General features: G+C 69.9%; 20 protein-coding genes. 12 read left to right on the top strand and 8 right to left on the bottom strand.

Going from position 1 to position 19728, the window contains the following annotated elements:
- Positions 1–786 precede the first annotated feature (786 nt).
- Positions 787–3930, top strand: a complete 3144-nt coding sequence (gene ileS / locus ABD798_RS20915) for an isoleucine--tRNA ligase (protein ID WP_344877330.1) — start codon at positions 787–789, stop codon at positions 3928–3930.
- On the opposite strand, the gene ABD798_RS20910 is transcribed toward ileS, so the two are convergent.
- Together ABD798_RS20910 and ABD798_RS20905 are read right to left on the bottom strand one after the other, a co-directional pair.
- Entirely contained in the window at positions 3905–4672 is a 768-nt protein-coding gene (locus ABD798_RS20910; protein WP_344877328.1) for a hypothetical protein, read from the bottom strand. The genes ileS and ABD798_RS20910 overlap by 26 nt on opposite strands.
- Positions 4673–4676: 4 nt before the next feature.
- Complete coding sequence (locus ABD798_RS20905; RefSeq protein ID WP_344877326.1) at positions 4677–5579, bottom strand: LysR family transcriptional regulator; 903 nt, start codon at positions 5577–5579, stop codon at positions 4677–4679.
- Positions 5580–5650: 71 nt separating this feature from the next.
- On the opposite strand from ABD798_RS20905, the gene ABD798_RS20900 reads away from it, so the two are divergent.
- The 4 genes from ABD798_RS20900 (at position 5651) to ABD798_RS20885 (ending at position 8348) form a co-directional block, all read left to right on the top strand.
- Positions 5651–6730 (top strand): SDR family oxidoreductase, encoded by a 1080-nt coding sequence (locus ABD798_RS20900; RefSeq protein WP_344877324.1) that lies wholly within the window; start codon positions 5651–5653, stop codon positions 6728–6730.
- 143 nt (positions 6731–6873) lie between these two features.
- On the top strand, positions 6874–7143 hold the full coding sequence (locus ABD798_RS20895; protein WP_344877322.1) for a hypothetical protein: 270 nt from the start codon (positions 6874–6876) through the stop codon (positions 7141–7143).
- Between the two features lie 6 nt (positions 7144–7149).
- Positions 7150–7908, top strand: a complete 759-nt coding sequence (locus tag ABD798_RS20890) for a DddA-like double-stranded DNA deaminase toxin (RefSeq protein ID WP_344877320.1) — start codon at positions 7150–7152, stop codon at positions 7906–7908.
- Entirely contained in the window at positions 7905–8348 is a 444-nt protein-coding gene (locus ABD798_RS20885) for an Imm1 family immunity protein (protein WP_344877318.1), read from the top strand. The genes ABD798_RS20890 and ABD798_RS20885 overlap by 4 nt, the downstream gene beginning before the upstream one ends.
- Positions 8349–8352: 4 nt before the next feature.
- Here ABD798_RS20885 and ABD798_RS20880 read toward each other — a convergent pair whose 3' ends face one another.
- The 5 genes from ABD798_RS20880 to ABD798_RS20860 form a co-directional block, all read right to left on the bottom strand.
- On the bottom strand, positions 8353–8709 hold the full coding sequence (locus ABD798_RS20880; RefSeq protein WP_344877316.1) for a DUF952 domain-containing protein: 357 nt from the start codon (positions 8707–8709) through the stop codon (positions 8353–8355).
- Positions 8706–10112, bottom strand: a complete 1407-nt coding sequence (der, locus tag ABD798_RS20875; RefSeq protein ID WP_344877314.1) for a ribosome biogenesis GTPase Der — start codon at positions 10110–10112, stop codon at positions 8706–8708. Before der ends, ABD798_RS20880 begins: the two co-directional genes overlap by 4 nt.
- Positions 10109–10795, bottom strand: a complete 687-nt coding sequence (locus tag ABD798_RS20870) for a lysophospholipid acyltransferase family protein (RefSeq protein ID WP_344877312.1) — start codon at positions 10793–10795, stop codon at positions 10109–10111. The genes der and ABD798_RS20870 overlap by 4 nt, the downstream gene beginning before the upstream one ends.
- Positions 10792–11466 carry a (d)CMP kinase gene (cmk, locus tag ABD798_RS20865; RefSeq protein ID WP_344877310.1) on the bottom strand — a complete coding sequence of 225 codons (675 nt, stop codon included), beginning with the start codon at positions 11464–11466 and terminating at the stop codon, positions 10792–10794. The genes ABD798_RS20870 and cmk overlap by 4 nt, the downstream gene beginning before the upstream one ends.
- Positions 11467–11554: 88 nt before the next feature.
- Positions 11555–12202 carry an O-methyltransferase gene (locus tag ABD798_RS20860; RefSeq protein ID WP_344877308.1) on the bottom strand — a complete coding sequence of 216 codons (648 nt, stop codon included), beginning with the start codon at positions 12200–12202 and terminating at the stop codon, positions 11555–11557.
- Positions 12203–12274: 72 nt separating this feature from the next.
- Between ABD798_RS20860 and ABD798_RS20855 the strand changes: the two genes are divergently transcribed.
- From ABD798_RS20855 to ABD798_RS20825, 7 genes are all read left to right on the top strand, one after another.
- Entirely contained in the window at positions 12275–12823 is a 549-nt protein-coding gene (locus ABD798_RS20855; protein ID WP_344877306.1) for a helix-turn-helix domain-containing protein, read from the top strand.
- 25 nt (positions 12824–12848) lie between these two features.
- Entirely contained in the window at positions 12849–13331 is a 483-nt protein-coding gene (locus ABD798_RS20850) for a cation:proton antiporter regulatory subunit (RefSeq protein ID WP_344877304.1), read from the top strand.
- 10 nt (positions 13332–13341) lie between these two features.
- The gene (locus tag ABD798_RS20845; protein ID WP_344877302.1) at positions 13342–14532 is read left to right on the top strand and encodes a cation:proton antiporter; all 1191 of its coding nucleotides are present in this window, start codon (positions 13342–13344) and stop codon (positions 14530–14532) included.
- A 333-nt stretch (positions 14533–14865) separates the two neighbouring features.
- Positions 14866–15729: an ABC transporter substrate-binding protein gene (locus ABD798_RS20840; protein WP_344877300.1), complete on the top strand. Its 864-nt coding sequence runs from the start codon at positions 14866–14868 to the stop codon at positions 15727–15729.
- Positions 15726–16574 (top strand): amino acid ABC transporter permease, encoded by an 849-nt coding sequence (locus tag ABD798_RS20835; RefSeq protein ID WP_344877298.1) that lies wholly within the window; start codon positions 15726–15728, stop codon positions 16572–16574. The genes ABD798_RS20840 and ABD798_RS20835 overlap by 4 nt, the downstream gene beginning before the upstream one ends.
- Positions 16567–17304, top strand: coding sequence for an amino acid ABC transporter ATP-binding protein (locus ABD798_RS20830; protein ID WP_344877296.1), 738 nt, complete (start codon positions 16567–16569; stop codon positions 17302–17304). Before ABD798_RS20835 ends, ABD798_RS20830 begins: the two co-directional genes overlap by 8 nt.
- Before the next feature lie 56 nt (positions 17305–17360).
- On the top strand, positions 17361–18593 hold the full coding sequence (locus ABD798_RS20825; protein ID WP_344877294.1) for a class I SAM-dependent methyltransferase: 1233 nt from the start codon (positions 17361–17363) through the stop codon (positions 18591–18593).
- 48 nt (positions 18594–18641) lie between these two features.
- Here the strand turns inward: ABD798_RS20825 and ABD798_RS20820 are convergent, their stop codons facing one another.
- Entirely contained in the window at positions 18642–19649 is a 1008-nt protein-coding gene (locus ABD798_RS20820) for an NADP-dependent oxidoreductase (RefSeq protein WP_344877292.1), read from the bottom strand.
- Between the last annotated feature and the right edge of the window lie 79 nt (positions 19650–19728).

Genomic DNA, 19728 nt, shown 5'->3' with positions numbered 1-19728 from the left:
GCCGCCACGCCCACCCCGCTCGCTCCTCCTCCCCCGCCGCGCCGTTTCTTCGCCCGCCCCGCTCGCCCCTTCCTCCACCGCCGCGCCGTCTCGTCGCCCGCCCCGTTCGCCCGCTCTGCGCACCCGCTACGTCGCGCACCTGCTCTCCGCCAGTGCCGCTGCCACTGCCGCCCACCCGCTGCCGCCCACTGCCGCGCCCGCACTCCGCCAACGCCGCGTTCGCTCCGCACCAAACGACCCGTTCAGGCCCCCCACACGCACCAAACGACCCGTTGAGGGACTTGAGCGCACCAAACGACCCGTTCAGCGCGCTCAACGCACCAAACGGGTCGTTCAGGGAGCTGGGCGCACCAAACGCGCCGTTCACTGGCACCCGAACGGACCGAATGAGTCATTGAGGTACTTGAGCGTGCTGAATGAGTCATTGAGGGCGCTCAAGTACCTCAATGAGTCATTCAGCACGCTCAACCACACAAACGCGGCATTGGCGGAGAGCGCGGAGGGCGGAGAGCCGGGGGCGAGTGCGGGGCGGAGGTGGGGTGGGCGTAAATGGGGTGACCGGGGGAGCTAACCTTGAGCAAAGGCGTTGATCCGGCCATCACCGGGGAGCCTCCGGAAGAACGGGGCGCGAGCCCTCAGTAGAACCGGACGGGTCGGCCCGTCACAGCCTTGTCGAGAGTGGCCCCGTTCGCGGGGCAAGCGGGGTGGTACCGCGGAGCGCGCCGGGCACGGCGGGGGCTTCGTCCCCGCGGTTTGTGCACGAGACGAACCGCGAGGAGCGCCACGATGGCCTACCCCAAGGCGAGCGCCGAACCGAACCAGGGCGCTGTCGCGCCGCAGCCGTCCTTCCCGGAGCTGGAGAAGCACGTCCTGGCCTACTGGGAGGCCGACAAGACCTTCCAGGCCACGATCGACGCGCGCGAGACCGGGGTCAACGGCGCCAACGAGTACGTCTTCTACGACGGCCCGCCCTTCGCCAACGGCCTGCCCCACTACGGGCACCTGCTGACCGGCTACGTCAAGGACATCGTGCCGCGCTACCAGACGATGCGCGGCAAGCGCGTTGAGCGCCGCTTCGGCTGGGACACCCACGGTCTGCCCGCGGAACTGGAGGCCGAGCGGCAGCTGGGCATCACCGACAAGTCGCAGATCGACGAGATGGGCGTGGCGGCGTTCAACGCGGCCTGCCGCGAGTCGGTGCTGCGCTACACCGACGAGTGGCAGGAGTACGTCACCCGGCAGGCCCGCTGGGTGGACTTCGACAACGACTACAAGACGCTCGACGTGAGCTACATGGAGTCGGTGCTCTGGGCCTTCAAGCAGTTGTGGGACAAGGGTTACGTCTACGAGGGCTACCGCGTCCTGCCGTACTGCTGGCGCGATGAGACGCCGCTGTCCAACCATGAGCTGCGGATGGACGACGACGTCTACAAGAGCCGTCAGGACCCGGCGGTCACCGTCGGATTCCGCCTGTCCGGCAACGACTCCCCGATCGACGGCGCGCAGCTGCTGATCTGGACCACGACGCCGTGGACGCTGCCGTCGAACCTCGCTGCGGCCGTGCACCCCGAGGTCTCCTACGTCGTCGTGCGCACCGAGAACGACCGCCGTTTCCTGTTGGCGGAAGCCAGGACCGGCGCCTACGCGAAGGAACTGGGCGAGGAGCCCGAGGTCCTCTCGCGGCACACCGGCGCGGAGCTGCTGAACCTGCGCTACGAGCCGCCGTTCCCGTACTTCGCCGGTCACGAGGGCTCGCACCGCATCCTCGCGGCGGACTACGTCACGACCGAGGACGGCACGGGCATCGTGCACATCGCGCCCGCCTTCGGTGAGGAGGACAAGGCGGTCACCGACGCGGTCGGCATCGTGCCGGTCACGCCCGTGGACTCCAAGGGCCGCTTCACCTCCGAGGTCACCGACTACGCGGGAGTGCAGGTCTTCGACGCCAACCCGCAGATCATCAAGGACCTGAAGCAGCGCGGTGCGCTGCTGCGCCACGAGACCTACGAGCACCCGTACCCGCACTGCTGGCGCTGCCGCAACCCGCTGATCTACCGCGCGGTGTCCTCGTGGTTCGTGAAGGTGACCGCGTTCAAGGACCGCATGGTGGAGCTCAACCAGGAGATCACCTGGTACCCGGAGCACATCAAGGACGGCCAGTTCGGCAAGTGGCTGGAGAACGCGCGCGACTGGTCGATCTCGCGGAACCGGTACTGGGGAACGCCGATCCCGGTGTGGGTCTCCGACGACCCCGCGCACCCGCGCACGGACGTCTACGGTTCGCTGGAGGAGCTGGAGCGCGACTTCGGCGTGCGCCTGACCGATCTGCACCGCCCGTTCATCGACGAGCTGACGCGGCCCAACCCGGACGACCCGACGGGCAAGTCCACGATGCGCCGCGTGCCGGACGTGCTGGACGTGTGGTTCGACTCCGGCTCGATGCCCTACGCGCAGGTGCACTACCCGTTCGAGAACACCGAGTGGTTCGAGCACCACTACCCCGGTGACTTCATCGTGGAGTACATCGGCCAGACCCGCGGCTGGTTCTACCTGCTGCACGTGCTGGCCACGGCGCTGTTCGACCGGCCCGCGTTCCGCACCTGCGTCTCGCACGGCATCGTGCTGGGCTCCGACGGCCAGAAGATGTCGAAGTCGCTGCGCAACTACCCCGACGTCAACGAGGTCTTCGACCGCGACGGCGCCGACGCCATGCGGTGGTACCTCATGGCGAGCCCGATCCTGCGCGGCGGCAACCTGGTCGTCACCGACCGCGGCATCCGCGACTCGGTGCGCCAGGCCGTGCTGCCGCTGTGGAACTCGTGGTACTTCCTCAGCCTGTACGCGAACGCGGCGGGCGTGGAGGGCACGTGGCGCACGGACTCCACGCACGTGCTCGACCGCTACGTGCTGGCCAAGACCAACCAGCTCGTCGCGGACGTGCAGCGCGGTCTGGACATCTGCGATGTCGCGGGCGCGTGCCAGTCGGTGCGCGAGTTCCTCGAAGTGCTCACGAACTGGTACGTGCGCCGTTCGCGCGACCGCTTCTGGGCGGGCGAGAAGGACGCGATCGACACGCTGCACACCGTGCTGGAGGTGACCTGCCGCGTCATCGCGCCGCTGCTGCCGCTCACCTCGGAGGCAGTGTGGCGCGGGCTCACCGGCGAGCGTTCGGTGCACCTGACCGACTGGCCCGCCGCTGACTCGGTTCCGGCCGATGACGCGCTGGTGACCGCGATGGACCGCGTGCGCCAGGTGTGCTCCTCGGCGTCCTCGCTGCGCAAGGCCAACAAGCTGCGCGTGCGGCTGCCGCTGTCGCGCCTGCTCGTCGCGGCCGAAGACGTTGCGGCGCTTGAGGAGTTCGCGGACATCATCCGCGACGAGGTCAACGTCAAGTCCGTCGTGCTGGACACCGACGTGGCCACTCACGGCGCGTTCGAGGTCGCGGTCAACGCCCGCGCGGCCGGGCCCCGGCTCGGCAAGGACGTGCAGAAGGTGATCAAGGCGGTGAAGGCCGGGGAGTGGACCACGTCCGGCTCCGGCGCCGTGGTCGCGGCCGGGATCGAGCTGCTGGAGACCGAGTACGACCGCCGCTTGGTCGCGAAGGACTCCGGCGCGGCGGCCGAGTTGCCTGGTGGCTCCGGCCTGGTGCTGCTCGACACCGAGGTCACGCCCGAGCTCGCTGCTGAGGGCGTGGCGCGGGATCTGGTGCGGATCGTGCAGCAGGCGCGGCGGGACGCGGACTTCGACGTCTCCGACCGCATCTCGCTGACCGTGGACGCGCCCGCCGAGGTCGTGGCCGCGGTCAAGGCGCACGAGGCGTTCGTGGCTCAGGAAACCCTGGCCACCTCGGTCGCCTACGCCCCGGTCGAGGGCTTCGCGGGGACCGTCGGTGACAGCGTGAAGGTCACTGTGGCGGTGGCGAAGCAGTAGTCCTGCGCCACCTCGGCGCGCTCGCAGCGACGAGCGCGCCGAGGAGCAGGACGATCACCGGACCCGCGTAAACCCTTGCGGTGAGCCAGAAAACGTTCAGCTGCTCGAACTGCTCCTGGGTGAGGATCTGGTACCCCGAGCCGTAGTCGATCGTCCACTGCGGCCACCAGAGCACCACGAGGTAGACGGCGGAGGTGGTGGCCAGCACGGCGCTGCGCTCAGCGACCGCGTAGGCCATCAGCACGGCGAAGACCACGAGCAGGAACCCGTCGACCGGGCGCAGCACCGTCGCGGCCAGGCTCGCCCCGAGCACTCCGGCCAGGCCCCACCACCGATCGCGGCGGTAGAGGTACAGCGCGAGGCAGATCAGCGCCACGCCCACCACGACGAACCCCATCGCGACGGCGATGTTGTTGAAGGACAAGGACTTCACCGCTGACAGCACGGCGAGGAAGACCAGGAAGATCGGCAGCGGCAGCCACGCGTTGCCCCGGTGCTTCCACCACGAGCAGCCCACAGCGACGGCGAGCACGAGCACCGCGAGCCCGAGCGTGCTCCAAGGCAACGGTGGCACGCGGTTGTCGTCGGCGCGGTCGAAGACGCCCAGGTTGAGCACCGCCCACCACGTCTCGTCGCGCCGGGTCGCGGTGAAGTCGAAGTCGCGCAACGGGAACAAGTTGCGGAGCACCGCGTAGAGCGTCACGAGCAGCGCGAAGGACAGGGGCGGAAGCCAACGGGTCACCGCTTCACCGTAGTAGCCCGTGCAGATGCTCCGGCGTCACGCACGCGTTCGCGGCGAGCGTCTCGATGAAGGCACTGGTCAACGGGTCCGGCGTGCCGCGCGTGTACGCGACGAGGCTGCGCCGGATCGGTGGTTCGGGCCGCAGCACGCAGCCGTCGAAGTGCTGCGGGATCACGTTGGCCGGAGCCAGCGCCGGGCCGAGTCCCGCAGCGGCCAGGATCGGCGCGGTCGCGGTCTGTTCCGTCCGCACCGCCGCGCGAGGCTGGAATCCCGCTGCGGCGCAGTGCTGGTCGAGCACCGTCGCGAGCCCGTGGCCCGGCGCGTAGTGCACCCAGCTCCGGTCCGCCAGCGCGCTCAGCTCGACGGTTCCCGCTCCCGCGCACGGGTCGTCGGGTGCCACCACCACGACGAACTCCTCCTCGCCGATCGTCCTCACAGGACCGTCCCAGTCCGAAGGTGTTGGCCCGACAGCGATATCGGCTTCGCCCGCCGCCATGGCCTCGCGCAGCTCGTCCGCGTGCCGGTGCTCGAAGAGCCGGATGTGCACGTCCGGGTGCTCGCGGCGCCAGCACCTCAGCACCGGCGGGAGCACGCCGAGGCTGACCGAGTACACCGTTGCCAGCTGAAGCTCTCCGCACTCCAGGCCGGACGCCTGCCTCGCCGCGCAGCGCCCGCGCTCCGCCGCCGCGAGCGCGGCCCTGGCGTGCGGCAGCATCGCCCGGCCCATCGGCGTCGGCCGCACCATCCTCGGCAGCCGCTCCAGCAGCGGTCCGCCCACTGTCCGCTCCAGCACGCGCACCTGGTGCGACAGCGCCGGCTGCGTGACGTGCAGCAGTTCGGCGGCGCGGGTGAACGATCCCTCGTCCACCACCGTGACCAGGTACTCCAGCTGACGCAGGCTCGGCATGAACGCATCTTATTACCTTCATGAGAACTAAGCCTTGGACTTATCCGTGCTGGTAGACGGAGGGTAGAGGCATGCAGAACGAACGCAAGGTCGCCCTCGTGGTCGGCGCGAACGGGGTCATCGGCCGCAACCTCATCGAGCACCTGACGACGCTGCCCGACTGGGAGGTCATCGGCCTCTCACGACGCGGCGGCGCGCCGGAGTCGGAGTCGGAGTCGGAGTCGGAGCGAGTGCGGCACGTGGCCGTCGACCTGCTCGACGCCGAGGACACCCGGGCGAAGCTCAGCGGCCTCAGCGAGGTCACGCACGTCTTCTACGCCGCCTACCAGGACCGCCCGAGCTGGGCCGAGCTCGTGCCGCCCAACCTCGCCATGCTCGTCAACGTCGTCGACGCGATCGAGCCCGCCGCGCCCGAGCTGCGGCACGTCAGCCTGATGCAGGGCTACAAGGTCTACGGCGCGCACCTCGGACCGTTCAAGACCCCCGCGCGCGAGGACGACGCCGGGCACATGCCGCCGGAGTTCAACGTCGACCAGCAGCAGTTCCTGGAGCGGCGCCAGCTCGGCAAGCAGTGGACGTGGTCGGCGATCCGCCCCTCCGTCGTCGCCGGTTTCGCGCTGGGCAACCCGATGAACCTGGCCATGGTGATCGCCGTGTACGCGTCCGTCTCCAAGCAGCTCGGCCTGCCGCTGCGCTTCCCGGGCAAGCCCGGCGCGTACCACTCGCTGCTGGAGATGACCGACGCCGGACTCCTCGCCAAGGCCACAGTGTGGGCCGCCACCGACCCGCGCTGCGCCAACCAGGCCTACAACATCAACAACGGCGACCTGTTCCGGTGGAGCGAGCTGTGGCCCAAGATCGCCGCGTTCTTCGACATGGAGGTCGCGCCGCCGCTGCCCATGTCCCTGTCGGTGGTGATGGCCGACAAGGAACCGTTGTGGGAAGCCATGATCGCCGAGCACGGCCTGGCGCCGCACTCCTACTCCTCGGTCTCGTCGTGGGCCTTCGGTGACTTCGTCTTCTCGTGGGACTACGACATGTTCGCCGACGGCTCCAAGGCTCGGCGCGCGGGCTTCCACGAGTTCGTCGACACCGAGCGCATGTTCTGCGACATCTTCACCGACCTCCGCGCCCGCAAGGTCATTCCGTAGTTCTGGCCCGCACTCCGCCTCAGCGCGCCAATGCCCCGTTCAGTGCGTTCGCACCGTGGACGACGCGGCGCGCGATCGTGCATGTGCCCAACCTGTGCTGTTCAGCTGAGGTTGCCACCGGCGCGTCAGCGAGGAGGGTGTTCATGGTGGACGACGCGCGGATCAACGACCTCAAGGCAGTGCTCGCCCAACTCGCCGACCGGGCAGAGCAGCACGCGGGGCACGCCGAGGCCTTGTGGCGAGCGCAGGTAGCGACGTTGAACGAGCTGACCGCGACTTGGGAAGGCTCGCGCCACGACGCGTCCTGCACTGCGCGGGGACTCGTCGCGGACGCGGTTGGAAAGCTCGACGGGGCGCGGTCTCGACTTCACCGGACTGTCGTGCTGCTGCGCGTGGTCGCGGCAGCGCTGTGATCGACAGTGGCTTTCACTCTTGCGTGCGTCGCCGCGCGTCTGTTGGCAGCGCGCAGTTCGCTCGCCCCGGAATCGTTGCGCGCGTTGGCTGAGCGGATCGGATACGACGTCTGGCTGCCGTTGGGCCATGCCAGTCAGAGCACCGAGAGCTTCGCGCTGCACGACGCCCTGGGGTTGCTGCGGTCAGTGATGGACGAGCTAGCCGATGCCGCCGAGCGACTCGACTCCGCAGCGGACAGCAGATCGATCCCCCACCCCTCAACGTTGTCCCGCGAGACGATGCGCACCACGCTCGATCCCGCGTGGGCGCGACGGCAACAAACCAAGCTCGCCGACCGCCCCGGTGGCAAGGGGCCCACGACGGGCCTGGTGTTCTTCGGCGGCGGCGAACACGAGGACGAAGTGATCACCAGCGGAGAGCCTCCGCGGCCCCAACCCGGCGAGATCGACCCACCCGAGCACCGGGCACGGCGAGAACTGATCGACGCGGCGGAGCTCATCCTCGTGAACTCCGAACACTTCCCCTCTCCGCCGAGGCTGGGGCGCCCTGACGTGCGTTGGCACGCGGAGACGCAGACCGCGACCCTCATGCGGCTACGCGGTATCACGCACGGGACCATCGTCATCAACAACACACGGGTGTGCCCCGGTGTCGCGGGGTGCAGGTTCGCGGTCGCCGCGATTCTGCCGGAGGGGTATACGCTCGCCGTCTGGGAGCGTGGAGCCGATGAACCTGTTGTCATTCAAGGAAAGGCGCGACCGTGATCGTGACCGCGATCCTCTCGAACGAGTTCCACTTCGCTGAAACGGACGACGAGATCAGCGCCCTGGTGGACTACGCCCTTTCCGGAAGGCACTGGGGTTCACTGAGCAAGTTCTACGCCTCTGACCGGCGTTGCTCAGAAGGAGACGAGAACTTCCGCGGCCGCCACTACCCGAGCCACCAGTTCGGCATCGGCGTCAGCTCGGACGGCGAGCGCGCAGCGGCCCACTTCGTCTCCTTCGACTCCGAAGGCGTCCTGGTCCAGTCGCAGAGCGCACACCGGCAGGACGGCCCGGACATCCTGTTCAGCGACGAATCCGGGCAGCTCTTCAGCAGCGACGCCGCGCTCCCACCGACAGCGGTCAAGCAGGCCGCTCTGGAGTACTGCCGAACCGCGAAGCTGCCCACCTCGATCACCTGGCAGGAAGCCGACTTCTACTGACGTGTCAGGGGCGGCGGGCCAGGGTGGCGGGGAGCGTGAAGGTGCCGTCGGCGTTGGGCGGGAAGTCGTGCACGCCCACCACGAGCTGCACGGGCAGCTCGCCGTAGAGGTGCGGGAACCACGGCCCGCGGGGCGACTCGCCGGTGCCGGGCTCCCACCGCAGCTCGACGTCCACAGTGGACGGATCGACCTCCAGCAGCACGAGGTCGGTCCGCCCGGGGAACAGCGCGGTGGCGGGCAGGTGCACCGTGCCGGGGTCGGAGAAGTGGATGAACCCCTCCGACTCCAGCGACGGGTGCCGGTAGACGCCGCTCGCGAGGGCGGCGTCCCAGTCCGACCGGGGGCAGAAGTGCAGGATCACTTCTTTTTCTTCTCGCGCACGCGGACCGACACGCGGATCGGGCTTCCGGTGAAGCCGAAGTCCTCGCGCAGCTTGCGCTCGATGAACCTGCGGTAGCCCGCCTCCAGGAAGCCGGAGGTGAACAGCACGAAGGTCGGCGGCCGGGTGCCCGCCTGGGTGCCGAAGAGGATCTTCGGCTGCTTGCCGGAGCGCACGGGCGGCGGGGTGGCCGCGGTGAGGTCGGACAGCCAGGTGTTGAGCTGGCCGGTCGGCACGCGGTAATCCCACGAGTTGAGCGCGGTGCGCAGCGCGGGGGCGAGCTTGGCGACGGCGCGGCCGGTGCGGGCGGAGACGTTGATCCGCTCGGCCCACGGGATGCGGGCGAGGTCGCGGTCCATCTCCTTGGCCAGCTGGAGCCTGCGGTCCTCATCGACCAGGTCCCACTTGTTGAACGCCACCACGAGCGCGCGGCCGGACTCGGCGACCATGGTGATCACGCGCTGGTCCTGCTCGCTGATCGGCAGGCTGGCGTCCAGCAGCACGATGCCGACCTCGGCGGACTCGATGGCCGCCTGGGTGCGCAGCGAGGCGTAGTACTCGGCGCCCTGCGCGTGGTTGACGCGGCGGCGCAGACCGGCGGTGTCGACGAAGCGCCACACCTGCCCGTCCAGCTCCACCAGCGAGTCGACCGGGTCGACCGTGGTGCCCGCGACGTCGTGGACGACGGAGCGCTCCTCGCCGACGAGCTTGTTGAGCAGGCTGGACTTGCCCACGTTCGGCTTGCCGACCAGGGCGACGCGGCGCGGGCCGCCCTCGCCGCCGAAGACCTCGCGCGGGGTCTCGGGCAGCACCTCCAGGATCTTGTCCAGCAGGTCGCCGGAGCTGCGGCCGTGCAGCGCGCTGACCGCGTACGGCTCGCCGAGGCCGAGCGACCACAGCGAGGCCACCTCGGACATCAGCCGCTGGTCGTCGACCTTGTTCGCCACCAGCAGCACGGGCCGCTTGGAGCGCCGCAGCACGCGGGCGACGGCCTCGTCCGTGCTGGTCGCGCCGACCGTGGCGTCCACGACGACGAGGATCGCGTCAGCGGTCTTCATCGCGTACTCGGCCTGGAGCGCGACAGCTCCCTGAAGCCCCTTGGCGTCCGGCTCCCACCCACCGGTGTCCACGACGGTGAAGCGGCGTCCGCTCCACAGCGCGTCGTAGGCCACCCGGTCGCGGGTGACACCGGGCACGTCCTGCACCACGGCTTCCCGGCGGCCGAGGATGCGGTTCACCAAGGTGGACTTGCCGACGTTCGGCCTGCCGACGATGGCCAGCACCGGCTGCGGGGCCTCCGCGCCGTTGTCGGCTCCCGCCTCGGCGGCGGCCTCGATGGCCGCCCAGTCCGCCTCGTCGGTCCACGTGCCGTCCAACCCGGTCACGCCCGGTCCCCTTTCGCCTTCTTCGGTGCGCCGAGCTCGCCGGCCAGCAGCCGGTCGAGCTCGCTGACGAGCCCGGAGAGCTCGGAGCGCACCCTTTCGGTCGCGGCGGCGAGCACCACCCGACCCTTGCCAACAGGCACCGCGAACGGCTCTCCGACCAGCACGTCCACCCTCGGGCGGAAGCGCGGCCAGGAGCCCGGCGGCCGTCGGATCCCCCGACACGCCACCGGCAGCACCAGTGCTTCTCCGGAGCGGGCCAGCCACGCGGCGCCGTGCTGCGCCTTGACGACCTCTCCGGTACCCCTGGTGCCCTCCGGGAACACGGCGACCACCCCACCGGAGCGCAGCAGGTGCACGGCGGTGAGCAGCGGCGTGCGGTCCGGCGCGCCGCGGCGCACCGGCAACTGACCGAGGCGACGCAGGAACCGGCCCAGCGGGCCGCGGTAGTTCTCGTGTTTGACCAGGAAGACCGAACGCCGCCGCAGGACGCAGAACAGCACGGGGCCGTCCAGGAAAGCGGTGTGGTTGGACACCAGGACCAGCGGGCCGGTCCGCGGGATGAGTTCCCCGCGGTGCACCCGCACCCGGAATAGTACGTGCACCAGCAGACGGCCCAGTCGGCGGCACGCGTCGTGCAGGCGCGGCCACGCCCCGTCCGGGAGACCGGACCCCTGCTCGCTCATCCGGTCCGCGGCCTCAGCGGCTCCGCCAGCTCCAGCAGCCGGGCCAGCACCCCGTCGATGTCCAGCTCGGTGGTGTCGAGCTCGATCGCGTCCTCGGCCATCCGCAGCGGCGACACGGAGCGGGTCGAGTCGTAGCGGTCCCTGCGCTGCACGTCGGCCAGCGTAGCGTCCACAGTGGACACTCGCCCGGAGGCGGAGTCCTGCGCGGTGCGCCGCCGGGCGCGGGCTTCGGCGGAGGCCGTCAGGTAGACCTTGAGCGGCGCGTCAGGGGCGACGGTGGTGCCGATGTCGCGGCCCTCCACGACGATGCCCCGCCCGTCGGCGGTGGCGTCGGCGATGATCGCCCGCTGCTGCCCGACCAGCAGTTCGCGCACGCGCGCGACCGCCGAGACCGGGGACACGGCGGTGGTGACCTCCTGCCCCCGGATCTCGGCCGCGACGTCGTCGCCGTCCAGGCGCACCGTCGGAGCCGTCGGCGAGGTGCCGATCTCCAGCCGCGCGCGCTCGGCGACCTCAGCGACCTTCTCGGCGTCGGTCGGGTCGATCCCCGCGCGCAGCACGGCCAGCGTGACCGCGCGGTACATCGCACCGGTGTCCAGGTAGCGGGCGCCGAGGGCTGTGGCCAGCCGCCTGGAGACGGTGGACTTGCCCGTACCCGAGGGACCGTCCATCGCAACGACTCCCACTGGTGTGCCCTCCTAGACAGTTCGCGGCTGTTCGCACTGAAGTTCGCAGCCATTCTGCCTGGAGGGTCCGATGTCAGCGCTTGCGGGCGAGGGTGACGCCGTCGCGCACGGGGAGCATGACGGAATCGACGCGGTCGTCGGCCATGACGATCTCGTTCATCCGGCGCATCGCGATGTCGCCCTCGTTGGTGCTGTTCTCCTCCAGCACGCCACCGCCCCTGAACACGTTGTCGAGCACGATCAGCCCGCCCTGGCGCAGGCGCGGCACCAGTTCCGCGTAGTAGTCGGGGTAGCCGACCTTGTCCGCGTCGATGAACGCCATGTCCAGCACGGGGTCGGTCGGCAGCGAGCGCAGCGTCTCCAGCGCGGGCGCGATGCGCAGCTCGATGCGCTCGGTCAGCCCGGCGCGCTCCCAGTAGGCGCGCGCGATCGAGGTCCACTCCTCGCTGACGTCGCAGGCGAGCAGGTGCCCGTCGGCCGCCATGCCGCGTGCGATGCAGATCGAGGAGTAGCCGGTGAAGACGCCGACCTCGACGACGCGGCGCGCGCCGATCAGCCGCGTGATCATCGTCAGGAACTCGCCCTCGTCGTGCGAGATCTGCATCATCGCCGCGTCCGGCAGCTTGGTCCGCGTCTCCTCGGCCAGCTCGCGCAGCAGGTCGTCGGCGGGCGTGCAGTTCTCCAGCAGGTAGTCGCTGATGGCGGGGGCAAGGATGTCCACGGATGTCCTCCCAGAGCGGTAAGTGTCTACCATCCTAGACGCTTTCGGGGCGCGCTGTGCCAGGCTGTTCGAGTGGAGAACAGACCTGTTGTGCTGAGCACGCCCGAGCAGTTCAAGGCGCTCGGCCACCCGTTGCGGCACCGCATGGTGATCACACTGCGGCAGCGCCCCGCGACGCTGGCGCAGCTGGCCGCGGCGCTGGGCTCGACCAAGGGCACGGTCGGCTACCACGCGGGCGTGCTCCAGGAAGCGGGCCTGGTGCGCGTGGCCGGCACGCGGCGCGTCCGGGGCGGGACCGAGCAGTACTACGAGCCGGTCGGCAGCGGCCTCGTCGTCGGCCCGGACGCCGAGCCGGGCGCGGGCACCCGCGTGATGATCAGCACCGCGCTCGCCGAACTGCTGCCGGGCGAGCCGTCCGCGACGCGGCTGCGGCACCTGCGGATCACCCCGGAGCGCGCCGCCGAGCTGGCCGACCGGCTCGGCGAGTGGGCCGAGCAGGGCACGCTGCCCGACGAGGACGACGGACTCGCCTACACGCTGCTGCTGAGCCTGCACCGCGCCGACATCCCGGCGCTGCCCCCGGAAACGCCGCCCCCGGATTCGGGCGAACCGGACTGTTGAGCGCGCAATTGTTAGGGTGGTCTCCGTGCATGTCGAGGTGACGCCGCTTCCGGGGATCGGCACCCGCCAGGACTTCCAGACGCGTTCCGGCCGCAGGATCGGGATCGTGAGCTACCGCGACGGTCGGCACGAGCTGATCGTCTCCAAGACCGACGATCCGGACGCGTGCGTGGCGTCCATAGCGCTGACGCCCGAGGAGATCAGCACGCTGGCGAACCTGCTCGGCGCCCCGCAGCTGGTCAACCACCTGGAGCGGCAGCACGCCGAGGTCAGCGGCATCTCCACCGCTCAGCTGCCGATCACGCCGGGCTCGCGCTTCGACGGCGGCACGCTCGGCGACACCGAGCTGCGCACCCGCACCGGCGTCTCCGTGGTCGCCGTGATGCGCGCGGCGGCGGCGCATCCCTCGCCCACGCCCGACTTCCGCTTCGCCGGTGGTGACCTGCTCGTCGTGGTGGGTACCCCGGACGGGATCAGCAGGGCCGCCGAGCGGCTCGACAGGGGCTGAGAGGGGCCGCATGCACAACATCGCACTGTCCCTCATCGAGCTGGGCGCCGTCTTCTTCGGGCTCGGCCTGCTCGGCAGGCTGGCGTGGAAGATCGGGATCTCGCCCATCCCCCTGTACCTCATCGGCGGGCTGGCCTTCGGCCACGGCGGTGTGCTGCCGCTGGACGGCATCGAGGGCTTCACCGAGCTCTCGGCGGAGCTCGGCGTCGTCCTGCTGCTGCTCTTACTCGGCCTGGAGTACTCGGCGGCGGAGCTGGTCACCGGCCTGCGCCGGTCGTGGTCGGCCGGGCTGATCGACCTCGTGCTCAACGCGCTGCCCGGCGCGGTCGTGGCGCTGATGCTGGGCTGGGGCCCGGTCGGCGCGCTCGTCATGGCGGGCGTCACCTACATCTCCTCCTCCGGCATCGTCGCCAAGGTGCTCGGCGACCTGGGCCGACTCGGTAACCGGGAGACCCCGGTCATCCTGTCGGTCCTGGTCTTCGAGGACCTCGCGATGGCCGTCTACCTGCCGATCCTGACCGCCCTGCTGGCCGGGGTGAGCTTCGTCGGCGGTCTGACCACCGTCGGCATCGCGCTCGTCACCGTGACCGTGGTCCTCGTGGTGGCGCTGCGGTTCGGCCGCTTCGTCTCCGCCCTCGTCGACTCGCCCGAGCCCGAGGTCTTCCTGCTCCGCGTCCTCGGCGCGGCGCTGCTCGTCGCGGGCGTCGCCTCGCAGCTCCAGGTCTCCGCCGCGGTCGGCGCGTTCCTGCTCGGCATCGCGATCTCCGGCTCCACGGCGGAGAACGCCACGCGGATGCTCGAACCGCTGCGCGACCTGTTCGCCGCGGTGTTCTTCGTGGTGTTCGGCCTCAACACCGATCCGAAGGCCATCCCGCCCGTGCTCGGCGTCGCGATCGCGCTGGCCCTGGTCACCACCGCCACCAAGATGCTCACCGGCTGGTTCGCCGCCAAGCTCCAGGGCATCGCCCGCCTCGGCCGCCTCCGCGCAGGAGCCGCCCTGGTGGCGCGGGGCGAGTTCTCCATCGTCATCGCGGGCCTGGCCGTGGCCAGCGGCGCCGTTGACCAGGGCCTTGCCCCGCTGGCGACCGCCTACGTCCTGCTCATGGCCGTCTTCGGCCCCGTCGCCGCGCGCGTCGTCGAACCCATGGCCCGCTGGGCGTGGTCCCTCCGCCAACGCCGCCTCGCCGGCGCCGAGTCCTGACCCCCCACCCACTCATCTCAGCCACCACTGAAACCCCGAACGACCCCTTCAGGTACTTGAGCGCACCAAACGACCCGTTCAGCTCCTTCAACGCACTGAACGGGTCGTTCAGCGCCCCCAACGCACTGAACGAGCCGTTCGCGGGAGCCGCCGAAGTAGCTGAATGACTCATTGAGGTACTTGAGGGTCCTGAATGAGTCATTGAGGGCGCTCAAGTACCCGAATGAGTCATTCAGCGCGTTCAACCACACGAACGCGGCATTGGTGGGGGGCGGAGTGCGGCGCGTCTCGCATTGTGGGTCGGGGGGACGGGGATGGGGGAAGATGCGGGGCATGCGTGCTGTCACTGCGTTGTTCGCCGTCGTGCTCGTCGTGGTGGCGGGGTGTGCTCCGGTCGAGGAGCAGGGTCCCGCCGCCGAAGGTCCCGCCACCGCAGGGGCCGGTGACTGCGCCAAAGCGGCGTTGAAGACGAGAACCCCGGGCAAGTTCACCTTCGGCACGGACCAGCCAGTGTACGAGCCGTGGTTCTCCGGCGACGATCCGAGCAACGGCAAGGGTTTCGAGTCCGCCGTGGCCTACGCGGTCGCCGGGAAGCTGGGCTACGCCAAGGCCGAGGTGGACTGGGTGCGCGTACCGTTCAACGCCGCGATCCAGCCGGGACCGAAGTCCTTCGACGCCAACCTGAACGAGTTCTCGATCACCGACGACCGCCGCAAGGCCGTCGACTTCTCCACGCCGTACTACGACGTGACCCAGGCCGTGGTCGCGTTCAAGTCCTCCCCCGCCGCGAAGGCCACGACGGTCGCCGCGCTCAAGGAGTTCAAGCTCGGCGCGCAGGTCGGCACGACCAGCTACGACGCGGCGGCCAAGCAGGTGCAGCCGACGCAGCAGGTCGCGGTCTACAACAACAACGACGACGCCAAGCAGGCGCTGCGCAACAACCAGGTGCAGGCGATCGTGGTCGACCTGGCGACGGCGTTCTACATCACCTCGGCGGAGCTGACGGACGCGGTGATCGTCGGCCAGCTGCCCGCGAGCGGCGGCAAGGCCGAGCAGTTCGGCATCGTGCTGGACAAGGGCAGTTCGCTGACGCGCTGCGTCTCGGCGGCCGTTGACGCGCTGCGCGCGGACGGGACGCTGGCGCAGGCGGAGAAGCAGTGGCTGGCCGAAGCGGGCAAGGCGCCGAAGCTGACGTGAGCGCGCCCAGCCAACTCCACCTGGAGCGCTTGGCGTACAAGCGCTCCCGCGCGCGAAGGTCCACAGTGGTCGCTCTGCTGTCCACTGTGGTCTTCGCGGCAGCCGCCTGGTTGACGATCACCAACGCGCCGGGCTGGCCCAGGGTCCAGGAGTCCTTCTTCGACTGGGAGGCGGCCAAGAAGTCGTTCCCCGCGTTGCTGGACGGACTGTGGCTCAACGTCCGGGTGCTCGTCGTGTGCGGAATCCTGATCCTGGTCATCGGCCTGGGGATCGCGGCCCTGCGCACGCTGCGCGGGCCGGTGTGGTTCCCGCTGCGAGCGCTCGCGACCGCCTACGTGGACCTGTTCCGGGGGCTGCCGCTGATCATCTGCCTGTACCTCATCGGTTTCGGCCTTCCCGGGCTGAGGCTGGGCGGCATCCCCAACGACCCGGTCGTGCTGGGCTCGATCGCGCTCGTGCTGGTCTACTCCGCCTACGTGGCCGAGGTCTTCCGCGCGGGCATCGAGTCGATCCACCCCTCGCAGCTGGCGTCGGCGCGCTCGCTCGGGCTGACCCACGCGCAGACGATGCGCATCGTGGTGATGCCGCAGGCGGTCCGGCGCGTGCTCCCGCCGCTGCTCAACGACTTCGTGGCGTTCCAGAAGGACTGCGGTCTGATCTCCGTGCTCGGCGCGGTGGACGCGGTGCGGGCCGCGCAGATCGAGTCGGCCACGTCCTACAACTTCACCCCCTACGTCGTGGCGGGGTTGCTCTTCGTGCTGCTCGCGGTGCCCTCCAGCCGCTTGGCGGACTGGGCTTCCCGGCGCGCGGCGCGGCGGCAGAACGCGGGAGGCCCCGGTGCTTGAGGTCCGCAACCTGGTGAAGCGCTACGGCACGCACCAGGTGCTCGACGGCGTCGACCTGGACGTCGCCGAGCACGAGGTCGTCGTGCTGATCGGCTCTTCCGGCTCGGGCAAGTCCACGTTGCTCAAGTGCGTGAACCTGTTGGAGGACATCGACGACGGGCGGATCGTGCTGGACGGCGTGGACATCTCCGACCCGCGCACGAACCCCGACCACGCGCGGCGCGGCATGGGCATCGTGTTCCAGGCGTTCAACCTGTTCCCGCACCTGACCGTGCTCGACAACGTGGTGCTCGCGCCGAAGGTCGTGCACAAGGTGCCCGAGGAGCAGGCCCGCGAACGAGCGCTGGAGCTGCTGGCGAAGGTCGGCCTTGAAGAGAAGGCGAAGTCCTACCCCGACCGGCTCTCCGGCGGTCAGCAGCAGCGGGTGGCGATCGCGCGCGCACTGGCCTACGACCCGAAGCTGTTGCTGCTGGACGAGATCACCAGCGCGCTCGACCCGGAACTGGTCGGCGAGGTGCTGACGTTGGTGCGGGAGCTGGCCGCGAGCGGGACGACGCTGCTCATGGCGACGCACGAGATGGGCTTCGCCAAGCAGGTCGCCGACCGGGTGTGCTTCCTCGACGGCGGCGCGCTGATCGAGTCGGGACCGCCGTCCCAGATCCTGGAAGCCCCGGAACACCCTCGTACGCAACAGTTCCTGTCACGAATCATCCAGGCGGGACGGTTGTAGCTGCCGAATCGGGCCCGGAGGTGCAGGATGGCCTTCTCAGAGTGAGGAGGCGCGCTGTGACATCGATTCACCCGCCAGGCCCAGACATCCTTCGCTGGCCGGGGCTCGCCGCTCCCCCGCCCAGCCCGCTGCGCGCGGGCATCGCCGAGCGGCTGTTCCGGCACGCGGTGCGCACGCTGCCCGTCCAGGTCCGCTTTCCTGGCGGGCAGGTGCTCGGCGCGGGCGGGCCGGACTCCCCGGTGCTGCGGGTGCTGCGGCCCGCCACGTTCTTCCACCGGCTCGGCCTGGACTCCAAGATCGGCTTCGGCGAGTCCTACATGGCCGGGGACTGGACGAGCACCCGGCTCGCCGACGTGCTGACCCCGTTCGCGCGGCGGATGGCGACGCTCGTTCCCAAGCCGCTGCAAGCGTTTCGCCGCCTGGTCGACCACGAGCAGCCCTCCGCCGAGCGCAACACCGTCGACGGCGCGCGCGAGAACATCCACCGCCACTACGACCTGTCCAACGAGCTGTTCGCCACGTTCCTGGACGAGACGATGACGTACTCGGCCGCGTGGTTCACGCCGGGCTCGACCGATCTCGCGCAGGCCCAGCGCCGCAAGATCGACGGCATCCTGGACTACGCCGGAGTGCGCAGGGGCACGCGGATGCTGGAGATCGGCACGGGCTGGGGCGAGCTGGCGATCCGGGCCGCCCAACGTGGCGCCGAAGTGACGTCGCTGACGCTGTCCGGTGAGCAGAAGGCCTTGGCGGAGCAGCGGATCAGCTCAGCAGGCGTCAACGACAAGGTCGAGGTGCAGCTGCGCGACTACCGGCACGCCGAAGGCCGCTACGACGCGATCGTGTCCGTGGAGATGATCGAGGCGGTCGGCCGCGAGTACTGGCCGATCTACTTCGGCGCGCTGGACCGGTTGCTGGTGCCCGGCGGGCGGATCGGCTTGCAGGCCATCACGATGCCGCACGACCGGATGCTGGCCACGCGCAGCACCTACACGTGGATTCACAAGTACGTCTTCCCAGGCGGGCTGTTGCCGTCCTTGCGCGCCATCGAGGACAACCTCGCGCCGACGGGTCTGCGGCTGGTGGAGCAGCGATCACTGGGCCCGCACTACGCGCGGACGCTGCGCGAGTGGCAGGAGCGGTTCTCCGAGCGGTGGAAGCAGGTCGCCGACCTCGGCTTCGACTCCACGTTCCGGCGGATGTGGGAGTTCTACCTCGCGTACTGCGAGGCCGGGTTCCGCGCCCGCTACATCGACGTCTGGCAGCTCGGCATCACCAAGGGAGCGTGAGCGAAGCCCGGCCGTCGCGGGGAACGGCCGGGCTCGGTCCAACGGTGCTCAGAGCTTGACGAGCATCTTGCCGGTGTTGGCTCCGCGCAACAGGTCGATGAAGGCCGCCGGAGCGTTCTCCAGGCCCTCCACGACGGTCTCGCGCGCGACGATCTTGCCTTCGGCCAGCCAGGCGCCGACCTCGGCGAAGAACTGCTCCTTCACGTCGCTGTACTCCCCGACGATGAAGCCGCGCATGTTGATGCCCTTGCCGATCACGGCGAAGAGGTTCGGCCCTCCGGTCGACTCCGTCGCGTTGTACTGCGAGATCGCCCCGCACAGCGCGAAGCGCGCGCCCTTGTTGGCGACGGCGAGCGCGGCTTCCAGGTGGTCGCCGCCGACGTTGTCGAAGTAGACGTCGATGCCCTCCGGCGCGGCCTTCTCCAGCTGCTCGCGCACGGGGCCGTCCTTGTAGTTGAACGCCTCGTCGAAGCCCAGATCGTCCTTGAGGTGCGCGACCTTCTCCGCGCTGCCCGCGGAGCCGATCACCTTCGAAGCTCCGCGCAGCTTGGCGATCTGCCCGACAAGCGCACCGACCGCGCCCGCCGCGCCGGAGACGAACACCACGTCGCCCTCGCGGAAGTCCGCCGCCTTGAGCAGGCCCGCGTAGGCGGTCAGGCCCGGCATGCCGAGAACTCCGAGAAAGGCGCCCAGTGGAGCCAGGTTCGGGTCGATCTTGACCGCGCTCGCCGCGTCGAGGACCGCGAACTCCCGCCAGCCAAGGCCGTGCAGCACGACGTCGCCCACCGCGAGGTCCGGCGACTCTGACGCGATGACCTCGCCGACCGCGCCACCTTCGAGCGCCTTGCCCAGCTCGAAGGGCGGGATGTAGGACTTCGTGTCGTTCATCCGGCCGCGCATGTAGGGGTCGACGCTCATCACCAGGTTGCGCACCAGCACCTGACCAGCGCCGACGGCGGGCACCTCGGCCTTGGCCACGGTGAAGTTCTCCGGCTTCGGCCAACCGTCGGGGCGGGCGGCCAGGCGGATCTCGACACCGTGCTCCGGAAGCGTCATCGCGAACTCCTCATAAATTCTGTCATCGACTGACAAAAAACATACCATGACAGCTCCGGGCGTGCGAGGTGGCACAATC

Origin of the sequence: Allokutzneria multivorans, from assembly GCF_039537405.1 — a bacterium.
Classification (GTDB): Bacteria; Actinomycetota; Actinomycetes; order Mycobacteriales; family Pseudonocardiaceae; genus Allokutzneria; species Allokutzneria multivorans.
Note: the sequence above shows the minus strand (reverse complement) of the source record. Positions and strands in the feature narration are given on the sequence as shown.

What these genes read in the sequence shown, in the direction of transcription:
- ABD798_RS20820 (WP_344877292.1), bottom strand. Translation starts at nt 19,649, where the DNA reads ATGACGCTTCCGGAGCACGGTGTCGAGATCCGCCTGGCCGCCCGCCCC.
- ABD798_RS20870 (WP_344877312.1), bottom strand. Translation starts at nt 10,795, where the DNA reads ATGAGCGAGCAGGGGTCCGGTCTCCCGGACGGGGCGTGGCCGCGCCTG.
- ABD798_RS20845 (WP_344877302.1), top strand. Translation starts at nt 13,342, where the DNA reads ATGCACAACATCGCACTGTCCCTCATCGAGCTGGGCGCCGTCTTCTTC.
- cmk (WP_344877310.1), bottom strand. Translation starts at nt 11,466, where the DNA reads ATGGACGGTCCCTCGGGTACGGGCAAGTCCACCGTCTCCAGGCGGCTG.
- ABD798_RS20905 (WP_344877326.1), bottom strand. Translation starts at nt 5,579, where the DNA reads ATGCCGAGCCTGCGTCAGCTGGAGTACCTGGTCACGGTGGTGGACGAG.
- ABD798_RS20900 (WP_344877324.1), top strand. Translation starts at nt 5,651, where the DNA reads ATGCAGAACGAACGCAAGGTCGCCCTCGTGGTCGGCGCGAACGGGGTC.
- ileS (WP_344877330.1), top strand. Translation starts at nt 787, where the DNA reads ATGGCCTACCCCAAGGCGAGCGCCGAACCGAACCAGGGCGCTGTCGCG.
- ABD798_RS20840 (WP_344877300.1), top strand. Translation starts at nt 14,866, where the DNA reads ATGCGTGCTGTCACTGCGTTGTTCGCCGTCGTGCTCGTCGTGGTGGCG.
- ABD798_RS20895 (WP_344877322.1), top strand. Translation starts at nt 6,874, where the DNA reads ATGGTGGACGACGCGCGGATCAACGACCTCAAGGCAGTGCTCGCCCAA.